Annotated in this window: 8 protein-coding genes, 1 pseudogene and 1 other annotated feature; of the genes and pseudogenes, 2 read left to right on the top strand and 7 right to left on the bottom strand. The window is 24.0% G+C overall.

Going from position 1 to position 12,338, the window contains the following annotated elements; genetic code table 4:
• Positions 1-4: 4 nt before the first annotated feature.
• The 6 genes from HF996_RS03025 to HF996_RS03000 all read right to left on the bottom strand — a co-directional run bounded on the left by HF996_RS03025 (position 5) and on the right by HF996_RS03000 (position 7,376).
• Positions 5-1,441, bottom strand: coding sequence for a hypothetical protein (locus HF996_RS03025; RefSeq protein WP_168910070.1), 1,437 nt, complete (start codon positions 1,439-1,441; stop codon positions 5-7).
• 179 nt (positions 1,442-1,620) lie between these two features.
• On the bottom strand, positions 1,621-2,757 hold the full coding sequence (locus HF996_RS03020; RefSeq protein ID WP_168910572.1) for a hypothetical protein: 1,137 nt from the start codon (positions 2,755-2,757) through the stop codon (positions 1,621-1,623).
• Positions 2,758-2,772: 15 nt separating this feature from the next.
• A complete protein-coding gene (locus HF996_RS03015) occupies positions 2,773-4,104 on the bottom strand; it encodes a hypothetical protein (protein WP_168910571.1) in 1,332 nt (443 codons plus the stop codon).
• 279 nt (positions 4,105-4,383) lie between these two features.
• Positions 4,384-4,824, bottom strand: a complete 441-nt coding sequence (locus HF996_RS03010) for a PTS sugar transporter subunit IIA (protein ID WP_168910570.1) — start codon at positions 4,822-4,824, stop codon at positions 4,384-4,386.
• Positions 4,808-5,917, bottom strand: coding sequence for a mannitol-1-phosphate 5-dehydrogenase (locus tag HF996_RS03005; RefSeq protein WP_168910569.1), 1,110 nt, complete (start codon positions 5,915-5,917; stop codon positions 4,808-4,810). The genes HF996_RS03010 and HF996_RS03005 overlap by 17 nt, the downstream gene beginning before the upstream one ends.
• Complete coding sequence (locus HF996_RS03000; RefSeq protein ID WP_168910568.1) at positions 5,895-7,376, bottom strand: PTS mannitol transporter subunit IICB; 1,482 nt, start codon at positions 7,374-7,376, stop codon at positions 5,895-5,897. Before HF996_RS03000 ends, HF996_RS03005 begins: the two co-directional genes overlap by 23 nt.
• A 135-nt stretch (positions 7,377-7,511) precedes the next feature.
• Here HF996_RS03000 and HF996_RS02995 point away from each other — a divergent pair, with 135 nt between their 5' ends.
• On the top strand, positions 7,512-8,303 hold the full coding sequence (locus HF996_RS02995) for a hypothetical protein (protein WP_168910567.1): 792 nt from the start codon (positions 7,512-7,514) through the stop codon (positions 8,301-8,303).
• A gap of 58 nt (positions 8,304-8,361) precedes the next feature.
• Positions 8,362-9,824 (top strand): annotated as a pseudogene (locus HF996_RS02990) (IS3 family transposase).
• Positions 8,892-8,978 (top strand) — a sequence feature (ribosomal frameshift element). It overlaps the preceding pseudogene by 87 nt.
• A gap of 72 nt (positions 9,825-9,896) precedes the next feature.
• Here the strand turns inward: HF996_RS02990 and HF996_RS02985 are convergent.
• On the bottom strand, positions 9,897-12,329 hold the full coding sequence (locus HF996_RS02985; protein ID WP_168910566.1) for a DEAD/DEAH box helicase family protein: 2,433 nt from the start codon (positions 12,327-12,329) through the stop codon (positions 9,897-9,899).
• Positions 12,330-12,338: the final 9 nt, after the last annotated feature.

Here is a 12,338-nt window from a genome sequence, read left to right as displayed (position 1 = left end):
AATCTTAGTCTACGCTTAAAACTATATCTAAAACTCTAGTCATGAGTACATCTGAAATGGAAATTATAGTGTCTACTAAATTTAATAATTCACTTATAGGATTTACAATTGAAGTAGCCGCTAATGCTAACTTTCTTGAAATTATCTTTTGAGCAAATGATTGTAATTTTCTTGTTAATGACTTTGTTGAAGAATTAATGCTATTAAAAAAACCTTTAAAATTAGAGATTAATTTTATAACATTTGTAGATTTTAAAATATAGTTAATTGAGCTACTTAAATTTAATTTGTAATAAATCTGAAAAGAATTCTTAAAAGTATTAAAAAATGATTTTATGTATTCATTAAAAGGCAATATTTGTGAAGTAATAATGGTGTAAAAATTTCCTCAATCAACATTATTTTTTGTTTGATTATAAAAATTCACTGCATTACGGTAATCTAAACTAAAAATTTTGTCCATTACACTTATATGATCTGATTTATATAGTGTGACTAGAGAATCATATTGTTCTTTCATTTCTTTCATCTCTTTAATAGATAATCCAAAAAATATAGTTGAAATTGTAGCTTGAGTAACTGCCATAGCCGCCATAGGTGCAGTAGCTCCAAAACTTCAAAAAGCTGAAATTGTGTAGGCTGCAGCTAAGCCTCATGCAATTGCAGTAGAAGCTCCGCTTAATGTAGTAAATAAAGTGTTTTTTATTAACATCCCAGCAAAATAATCTATATATTTTTTCAATTTATCTTTTTGATTAATGTGATTTTTTTGTATTTGTTTTCATTGACTAGGTGTTAATGAAAAATCTCCTTCATAATATGCGCTTTGATAATTGGAATAGTAAGAATAATTAGAAGTAAAAGAACTTTTTTGAAAATCTGGTAAATAATTTATTGATTTAAATTCTAATCCTGTATCTTGTGCAGGAAAAACTAGATTAATATTGTCTTGAAAATCAAAGCTTTCTTCTAATAAATTTTCTTCTGGTAAGTGTAAATTAAAATCTTCATCACTTTCTAAAGTAATATCTTCAACATCTGCATATAATACAGAGTTAATAATTTCTAATTGTTCTTGAGAAAAATAGTTTTTATCTATTTTTTCAAAAATTTCTTGCTCTGTTATATTTTTATTAATAAATTCATTGGTTTTTTGATTTCATAAATTTGTAAATTCTTCTATATTTTCATTAAATGGTAATGTATTAAGTGTATTATCGATCAATTGATTGATTTGAAGTGATTCTTCTGATGAAATATTCTTAAAATGATTTTCAATGTTGTTTAATATAGATGTTTTTGCTTCATCTTTTAGTTGAAATGAAGTATTTAAATTTTCTTGATAATAAGTATTATCAACATTAATCTGGTGTTGAATTCCAGGTTGTAGAGCATAAGTTAATTGAGAAATATCTCCAAGTTTAAAAATGGCTTTTTTCATTAATTCCTTTCGATTTTGTTTTTAAAATATTTTATGTTATCATGTGTATTATATATTCAAATTTTATGACATTTTTTAAATTGTTATTAAAAAAACAGCCAAAAAAATGTGGCTGTTTTTTGATATTTAATAAAGTAGATTTTTAATAAAAGTTAAACAATAATTTAGATACTAATTAACTAATCACTGTAATAAACTTTTTGAATAATTTGAGTGTTTATAATATCAAATAATCTTATCTTATCAATTTTGTCTAAACTATCAAAATTATCTACTAGTTTTTTATATTCTTGCTTCAAATATGGATTATATCTTTCTTTTACTTGAAAATTAAAGATAATAAATTCTTTTAAATGATATTCAAATATAATTTGATCACTTAAAACTCATAATAAAGAAAATATTGTTAATATAACAAAAAACGAAATTTCATAAGCTAGTTCACTTTGTATAACCACACCTACATTAATGTATAGATCGATAAACATGGTTATAGCAAATTGTATTAGAGAAAAAGTACTAATAAAAAGACAAAAAGTCACTATTATTTTGCTTCAAGGTTTAGACTTAAAAAATTTTGCTGTATTTTCTAAAAAATATTCTTCAAAATTTGAATATTTTTCAAGTTTTTCCATAAATTCTTGTTTGTAATTTTCAAATGTTTCAGGAAAAAATTCTTTCTGTCTTTCTAATTCAGGAAAATCAGTAAAATTAAATTTAATTAAATAGTGTTTTATTTTATTTTTTCTTAGAGGAAAGTAATGAGGAATATAATGATAATTATAATATGCACCTTTAAATCTACGACCAAAAGCAAATATTTTTCAAATTAAAATTCACACACATATAGTTGTAAATCAACTACTTAAAATTCCAACACCATAATTGATTTTATATTCATTTATTTTTCGATTTTTGAATTTTTGATATTGATCTCATAAATTTACTTCTTTTAGAAAAATATCTTTAGAATCAAAATTATGGATTTGTAAGTAAATAGCCTGAGGTAAAATACTTATTATTTTTTTTCTTTTTTTGACTTGCATAAAAATATAAAAGAAAAAAATAATAGTTAAAATTATAAAGATTCAAAATATTAATCAGTAAATTGAATTATTTATGTTATTAAAAAAATCACTGACTTTTGTTGATTTAATTTGAATAAATTTGTATTTTAGTGCAATTACATTTAAAGATGCAAAAACAGACAAAAGAAATACAATAATGAAGAAAAATGAAGATAAAACACTTGTTTTTCTATAAATTTTTACAAGAAAATTATTGTATATTAGTTCTTCAGACAATTTAGTGTTCACGATAAACCCTTTTAACTACTTGTGTATGTAATCTATTACAAATGTTGTAACCAAATTTAAATATGAGAGCATACTATCTAAAAAATTTAAAAACTCACCTATAGGGTTTGCTATTGCAGTTGAAACAATAATAATTCTTTTCTCTGTAGAACTAGCAACAAAATCTGCTATAGTTTTATCTATATTTTTCATTGCTCTATAAAATTTTACGAGACCTGTCACTTTTGGACCAAGACATCTTTCTTCTGGATATTTTAATAATTCTTTTCATGAATTTAGTGGAGTTTTAAAACTATTTTTTTCCATTCAATTAATAGTTTTGTGAATTCATTTGGTATTAAATTCTTCTATAATTTGATCAAATGTGTATGTAATTAGTTTTTCAGAAAGGAAATTTTTTCATTTTTTTAAATCATCTGTATTATCTTTAAATATTTCATTTATTTCACTATATTTTTTATTAAAAAAATCACTCATAAATTGAACTTCATAAGAATTGTAAAACTTTTCTATATCTATTAAATTCTTTTTGATTTCATTTTGTTCATCAATACTTGATTTTAAAAATCATGTAGATAATGAAGCTTGAACAGTAGCGCTAATTGCTAAAGGAATTGTAGCACCAAATGTTCAAAATGCAGCAGCAGTATAAGCGGCAGCTAAGCCTCAAGCAACAGCAGTTAAAGCAATGCTAATGTCATTAAATACTTGATTTTTGGTATCAATAGAATGTAAATATTCAATATAATTTTTTAATTTTTCTTTTTTATAAAAAAATGATTTTTTTGCTTTTTCTCATTCATTACTTGTAATTAAATCTTGTTGTTTCTTCTTAGAATTTACTAAATCTCTGTTAGAACTTTTTATATAACTTGTATTTGACTTATTTTTATTAATGCTTCTTGAATCTTTAATTTCTTTTTTAGTCAAAGTTTTAGATTTATTATCAATATTAGAGTTAATTAAATTTAAGTCTTTTGTTTTAAAATTTTCACGACCAATAGAATCAATAATGTCTTGTTCAGTTAATTTACCAGTTGTAAAATCATTAGTTTTTTCTTTCCATTTTTCTAAAAACTGTTCTCTTTCAACTCCTATTGGTAAATTTTCAAGAGTATTTTCAACAAAATCCGCAACTTCTGGTCTAGTAAAATATAAGGCTGATTCATAAGTATTGTCATAATCTCTTATAGGAACTATATCGATTGGCTCAATAGGAATTTGTGGTACCTGCATAGGATCTGTGGTATCGGGAGTATTACTTAAAACCATTTGATGTTGAACTACTGGTTGAAAAGCATAGGCAAGTTGAGATACATCACCTATTTGGAATAATAATTTTTTCATAGTGTCTCCTAAAATTGTTTTTTAATTTAATTAGTTAAAAACAGTTAGCGAGACTCTGCCGATATTATTAGTATATTTTTTAAAAAACCTAAAGATAAATTGTAAAAATAAATATTTAAGTTCTATTATCAACTTATTAAATTTATTTATTTTAAAAAGAAAAGTGATTCTTGAATTGTAGAATTTTCTAATTTTGCTTAACACAATTTACCTCTACAACAAAATTATACTCCTAAATTAAATATGCTTATTTTTTTATATAAAATTAAATTAAAAACACTACTTTTGTACATTTTTTAAAAAATTGATAATTTCTTCTTTGTTTATATTAGGCTTATAAACCAATTCTTTTACTTTATTTTCATCAGAAAAACTGATTCCTGCCAGTTGAATAAATTCCATCTGATTATCACCTTTTAAAGCAAGAGCAAAGATTATTTTAACTATTTGATTATCCCATTTTAATTCTTTTTTTAAATGTACAATGCAAACATCGTTTTTAAGTATGTGCTTTTCAGAATCACTATCTCCATGTGGTAATAGTAAGTAATTACCTAAAGCTACTGAAGATAGTTGATCCCGTTTTATCATAGAATCAAGATATTCTTTTGTTACAGAATTATTACTAAAAAATACTTTAAAAACAAAGTTAAATACTTCATTTTTGCTATAAAATTCTTGATTTAAAAATATATTTTCTTTTTTAAGTATTTTGTTCATTGTCTACCTTTAATAAAGTCTTGATATCTTCTAAATTTAGTTTAGTATTTTCTTGCAAAAAATGTTTAATTTGCTTCATTTTTATAGCATTTTGAATTTCCTGAGCTTGTTTATCATCTACAAAATCAAATTGTAGAATTGATTTAAATACATCTAAAATAGGTTGTTTATTTAGGTGAAATTTCAAAACATTTTGATAAATTAAGTTAAATCTTTCGTTTTCAGAAATTTTAGTAATTGGATTTCTAGCAACTCTTGTGTTTAAATCAAAAAGTTGTTTATTTTTGAAGCGTTTTAGAGTATTGAGAAAGTATTTCTGAAGTTGAATTTCTTTAAATTCTTTAAAATTCGATGTTAGTATTTTTATATTAATAGAAGCTAAATTTTTGATATTTTTTATAATTTTTACATCATTTGCACTTTCACTAACAAATTTTAATTTCTTTAAATAACCAAGATAACCTAAATAAGAATGAAGTGAATTTACAAGAAGTAATTTTCTAAAAGTATAAGCATCAATGTCTTTGACATAACTAATTAATTTAAGTTTTTTGCTTCTTTTTTGTTCATTTTTATCAGCTATAACTTCAAAAAAATTATCTACAAATACATCGATATTTTTGGATTTTTTACTAGGAATTATTCTATCAACAACTAAGTCAATAAATCTAATATTAGGTTGAATATCAAAAAATAATTTAGCAAATTCAGAAGATATTTTATAACCATTTTCAAAGCATAAAATAAATTGTAATTTCGAAAAAGTTTGAAAATGCTCTTGCAAATAAGGAACTAAATATTTTAAATTATTTGATCCTAATGAAGTTGTAATATATTTTGATTGTTTTAAATACGTTTTTAACTTTGCATCTTCTAAATGAATTGCTTGAATGTTTTTGATAATTACTTCATCTTTGCTGTTTATATCAATTATTTTGTATTGTTTTTTTTGATTAATTTCATCTATTAAATCTTGATTTTTATCAACAAAAATAATTTCAAAATCATTTTTGTTAAAAATATAAGCTACTAATCCACGACCTATATTTCCAGCTCCGAAAATTAAAACTTTATTTTTTATTTTTGATTTCATTGATTATATTTTTGTATCCTTGTAAATCTAAAAATTGATTTATTATAAAATAATGGGCATCGGGATTTTGTGTTTTGATTCTATCTGCTAAAGATGAGATTGTGATGATGCATTTTTCTGTTTTATCAATATTAGAAATTGATTTGTGTAGTACTTCAATATTGTTTAAGTTTTCTTCTTTTAATAGTTTTTTTAGTATTCCGCTTCCCATTACAGAAGAACCCATTCCTGCATCACAAATAAATCAAATTTTAGAAAAATCATGAGCTTTATTTTCTTTTTTACTATTATCAGAAAGTTTTAAAGATCTAGATAATTGTTGAGCTTGTTCTAAGTCGATATTTTTGTTTTTTTCTTCTTTTCTAAAGAATTTTTGTTTTATTTTAGAAAAATATAAAATCACTAAAGATACTAAAAAAGAACTAATAGCTGATCCAAAAATTCCCAAGCTCAGACCTGCTAAATCCATTCCAGTTTTTTTCACCTGAATATATTGCGCAATAATAGATCCAGGACTAACAGGCGCAACTGCTCCAACATCAAAGATTTGGAAAATTGTATTTCCTACTACACCACCTGCTATAGCTGCTATTATTAAAATAGGTTTTAGTAAAACAAATGGAAAGTAAACTTCATGAATTCCACCAAATAGATGAATAATAGAAGATGAACCAGCTTGTGATTTAACAGTTTTGTCTTTTCCGAAAATTAGTCAAGCTAATAAAATTCCTAGCCCAGGTCCAGGATTTGATTCAAGTAAAAATAAAATTGATTTACCTGAATTTTGAACTTCCTGTGTTCCCAAAGGAGTAAAAATTCCATGGTTTATAGCATTATTTAAAAATAAAACTTTTGCAGGTTCTACAACAATAGCAACAATAGGATAGAGTTTGTGTTCTTGCATTTTACCTACAATTAATGATAAAAAAACATTTATATAAGCTATGATGTAAGCAGAAAAGTAAAACGCAGGAAAACAAAGTAAAAATCCTAAAATTCCTAAATAAAAATTATTTACTAACATTTCAAAACCAGGTTTAATTTTGTGAATTCAATTTTTTTCAGTGTGTTTTAAAACTAATGCAGCAAGTGGTGAAAGTATCATAACTCCTAAAATCATTACAGATTCTTTTCCTGCAATAGATTTAAAAATTTCACTATCTCCTGCAGCAATAACAGCCGAAGCTATTAAAGCAGAAATAGCACCTCCACGAATTAAATAAATTTTTTTACCAGCAAAAAACCCAATTAAAATAGGAATAAGATATTTAATGCCAACTCCTACCATACCTGCTAAAGTAGAATTTGGAGTTCATCCTGTTGGAATGAAAAACGAAGTTAGTAAACCTCAAGAGATAAAAATACCAATAATTGGCATAATCATTGAAGACAAAAATCCACCAAAACTTTGAATTTTTACCTTCATTTTTAAAGCAATGTCTTTATAATTTAAGTTCAAATTTGTTTCCTTTCTTTTTTGATTAAATTATAAAAATTGACTTTATTTTTCTTGATATATGTAACAAAAAATACAAATTGTAAAATTTTATTTTTTTATTCTGTTTGTTATAATTTTTAAATAAAGATTTCTAATATGAACAACAAAAAATTTAAATATTTCTATTTATGAACTCTATTGTTACCTTCATTTTTGTTTTTGTCTTGTAATTCAGAACAAGAAAACCATAATCTAAAAATAGAAGAAAAATTAAAAAAAGATGAAGAAAAAAGAAGAGATATTGAAGAAAAAATAAAAAAAAGAGACCTAAGAAATTCAGAAAATTCACAAATTAATAACCTAAAGAAAACTTGAGATGCTTTTTCAGAAGATTTTTGACAAAATATTTTCAAGCCTTGCCAAGAAAACCAGTCAGATTTTTGTAATCCAAGAGCTGAAATTAATAATCCTGAAGCAGTTTATTCAAGAGAAGCTAAAATAAAGTTAATAAAAAAAATAACTTATTTAAACTTCAAAGAATTATTTTTTAACACGCTATTTAAATATGAACAAATTTTAGACAAAGAACCATTGCCTGAAATCATAGTGAAATCTCCAACTCTCAATGAGAATGTTGCAAACATTAAACAAAACCAAAACATTACTCTTGTTCAAGCTAAAATTAATTTAAAACAAAACAAAATAATTGAAAAAACTTTTGATGAATTAATACAAAATCAAATTATAAATGTAGTTGCTAAAAATAACGTTATTCCTTGAAAAGATCCAGAATTTTTGAAATATCCAGAAAATTTTATTGTTTGACATATTTATTTTTCAGATGATGAACAAAAAATGTTTATTTCATATCAGCAAGCACATTTTCATCCAGACAAGTCAGTTCATATTTTTGGTCAAAATCAAGTTATTAAAATAGAGTTTCAATAAAAAAAACTACATTTTGAGCAGATCCCCTTTTCTTAGGAAAATAGAAAAGGGGATTTTTATGAAATATTCATTAGAATTTAAATTAGAATGTGTAAAAAAATACAAAAAAGGAATTGAAATTAAAAAGCCCGATTTTGCTAATACAAGTCAGAAAAATTTTTTAAATCAAGTAAAGTTTTGAGAAAAAATTTATGACAAATTAGGAGTTCAAGGCCTTAGGAAAAAACCACGAAATAAAGAATGGACTATAGTTGAAAGATTAAGTGTTGTTAAAAGATTTTTAGCTGGTGAACCAATTGTTAAAATTTCACTTGAAAATAATCTTAATCCAAGTCAAATATCTTTTTGAACAAAAAAATATTTAGAATCGGGAATTAGTGGTTTAGAATTAAACAAAGGAAGACCAATAATGAAATCTAAAATTCTTAATGATAAACGTTCAAAAGTTTCAAAAAATTTAAATAGTAAAGATCAATCTAATTCTCTAACATCCGTATATTAAGAACTCAAACTTCTTAAAGAAGAACTCAAGCATTTTAAAAAAGAGAAAAAAAACTTTGAAAAAGAAAATAAACTTTTAAAAAAGGAAATTGAAGTACTAAAAAAGTGAAAAGCCTTGGTAGAGATCTTTGACTCAAATCAACCAAGGCAAGAAAAAATAAAAAAAATTTATAATAGAGTAAAAGCTGACAAAAACCTTCGCTTAACTCAAGTATTAAAAGAGTTTTCTATTCCTATATCTACTTTTTATTATGAACTCAAAAAGAAGATTTTGACAAGAAAAATGAAGAAATTATAAGCCAAATGAAGCTTATTTTTGACGAAAATAAAGCAAGATATGGAAAAAGAAGAATAAAAGCTGAACTTAATAATAGAGGCTATAAAATTGGACTTAAAAAGTTCGCAGATTAATGGAAAAATTCAATCTCAAAGCAATTTGTCCTAGAAGAAAATACAAATCTTACAAAGGAACTGTAGGCAAAATTGCAGACAATATTTTAAATAGAAATTTTGTCGCAACTCAACCAAATCAAAAATGAACTACAGATGTAACTGAATTTAGCGGTTCATTTGGAAAAGCATATTTATCACCAATTTTAGATATGTTTAATGGTGAAGTTATTGCTTGAGATTTGTCTACAAGTGCTAACAACCAACAAATTAGAAAAATGCTTCAAAAAGCTTTTTCCAAACACAAAAATCTTGAAGGTTTGATTTTTCACAGTGATCAAGGTTGACAGTATCAACATAGACAATTTTCAGAAAAATTAAAACAAAAGGAATAATTCAGTCCATGTCTCGAAAAGGAAATTGTTTAGATAATAGCGTTATTGAATCGTTTTTTGTAACATTAAAAAGAGAATGTTTTATGGTCACGAAAAAGAATTTTTAACTTTTAAACAACTTCACAAAGCAATTTCAAATTATATTTATTATTACAATCACAAACGAATTAAAGACAAAATAAAATGAATGTCTCCCATTAAATTTAGGGAAGCATTCATTTCAAATTATAATTAATTAAAACACTCAAAAAATTTTAGAAGAAAAGGGTACCACCTCATTTTGTAGTTTTTTTTTTTTAAGAAGCAATTAGTTTGCTAATTTTCTAAAAATCTTTTTAAGACCAATTTCTTCAATCTTATATTCTTGTGCATCTTTTCTTTCGGTGACTAAAAGTGATTGTGGTTTAAATAAATGATTTATTTTTTCTAACGTTGAAGCACCTTTGCATAAGAAATTATCATCACTTTCATTTTTAGGTCAACAAATTAATGAAGTAAAATTCAAGTTATTTTTTTGTTTATTGTTTAAAGAATTCTCATTAGCTTTTTTTACATATTTTTGTGTCATCTGAATTAAATCTTTGGTTTTTTCAGGACTTATGTCTTTGTTCCCTTTGCCTTTAATTTCAATATTAATTTGGTGTTGATTGATACAAACAATGAAATCAGGATAAGATTTTTTTACTTGTGTTTGTTCAAAGTAATCTCAAAATATACTTTTTGAATTATTTGCAAAGTTTCTAAATCAAATGTTAATTTCCAAATTATCATCAGCATCGTCTTCTAATCAATTAGTAAAGAAACGAACAAATTTTCTTTCTGGTTCTGAATCTACAGAAACTTTTACTTCATTTTTTCCCAATTTTTTATTATTGGAATAGGCATATTTTTCGATTTCACTTTTAATTTCTATATAATTTTTTGAAGAATCTTTTGAGTCATTGATGTCAATAATTTCATAATCTTCTACATATTCTTCTGGTGGAGCAATGATTTGTTTTATATTTAAAGTAGGATTAGTGTTTTCCCAATTTTCTACATTTAGTTGTTTAATATCCTCTAGTAAATCAGTTAAAATGTAGTGTTTATAATATTGGATTGAAACTCTAATATTTTCATTAATTTTCTGATTATAAATTGATTCAATTTCCTTTCACATATCCTTGGTTATTAGCTTCTTGTATTTTTCTATTAATGATTCATTAAAAATTTCAAGCTCAATTTGATCGAAAATTGTTTTTTCTATAAATCTACCTTCATTGATATTACTTTTTCTTGTAATCTTTAAAAAGTCTTGATTTTTCTTTCTAAATTTTTCAAATTTTTCACAAATTTGTTCAAATTCTTTGGAAATTAATTCATAAACTTCTTCTTTGTAAGTTTGATTTATTTTAATTATGCTAGCTTTATCAATCTCTCCAACAAGAAATTTTTTGTTTTTGTATTGCTCTTTTAAGTAATAGATTCTTTCGCGTAAATTTTGATCAAATTTTTTATTATTTGAATAAACAAAAAACTCATTAGCTATTGAATTACTTAATTCTTTTCTGTGATCTTCGTTTTCAATTTTTATAGGAATAGGAAAACGCTTAATTCTTCCAAGTGTTTGTTTATCAAGTGTTTCTGAAGAAACATTTCTTAACTGAACTAACATACAAGCTCTGGGAATATCTCAACCAGTTGCAGGTCCAACTTTAAAAATTATTACATCAACATCACTATCTTTTTTAGATAAAGAATTTAAATCAGTTTTTGAAGTATTACCGGCAACAGTTTTTGTTTTTTCTTCTGAAAAATATTTAGCATAACTTAAATTATATTTTTCCAAAATTTTAATAATCTGTTTTATTTCTTTATTAAATTCAGCTTCTTTTTCAAGCATTTTATCTTTTACTTGAATAAGCATAGCGGGATTTACTTTTCATAAATTTTTTAATTTTTCATCTTCACTAATTTGTTTGTATTGTTTTTTAATATCAACAAAAGTTTTACAAGCTTGTTCTAATAGAAATGAATTATCTATTTCATCTGTAGATTCGTAAGAGATGTTTAAATTGATATTTTTATTAGCTTTTAGAAGTTTTCAATTATCTTCATCTAAATCTTTGTTTGTTATTTCCACAATATCATCATTTTCTTTGGGTGTAGCAGTCATCATTAATTCAAAAACATTATCTAGTTCTTTTATTTTTTTATCAAATGATTTTGCATCTGGCTTTTCACTTATTTTTGATGTACCAATATGTGCTTCATCTCTAATGTAAACAACATAGTAATCAAATCTTAATTCATCAATAAAAGCATCTAATTTTCCTTCTTTTACAAAGATAGTTGACTTACCAAATGAAGAGGTACCAAAAATAAAAATATCAGCTTCTTTAGCTAAAATATTATATTCTTGATCACCTTTAGCTTCTTTTTGTTTTGAAGGAGATTCTTTATATTTTATAGTTGCATTTTTCATTGAATTTAAATGAAATTTATAATCTTCAAATTTATTTAAAGTTTGTTTAGGTAATTCAGCATTAGAAATTGTATTGTAAATAAAAACCAGTTTTTTACCTGAGTTTTTATCAAATTCTTCCATTACTCTATCAATAAAGTTTGCAATTATAAATGTTTTACCTGACCCTGTAGGTGCTTTAAAAGTAATAGAAGTTTTTTGTTGATTATCAAATGCTTTTTTTCATTTATATACTAATAAATCAACTGCTTGAGCTTGTTTTTCACTAAGTTCCATTATATTTTC

It is taken from the genome of Mycoplasma sp. 1654_15 (assembly GCF_012516495.1).
Classification (GTDB): domain Bacteria; phylum Bacillota_I; class Bacilli_A; order Mycoplasmatales; family Metamycoplasmataceae; genus Mesomycoplasma.
The sequence above is the reverse complement of the archived record's forward strand: the minus strand, read 5'-3'. Positions and strand labels throughout refer to the sequence as shown.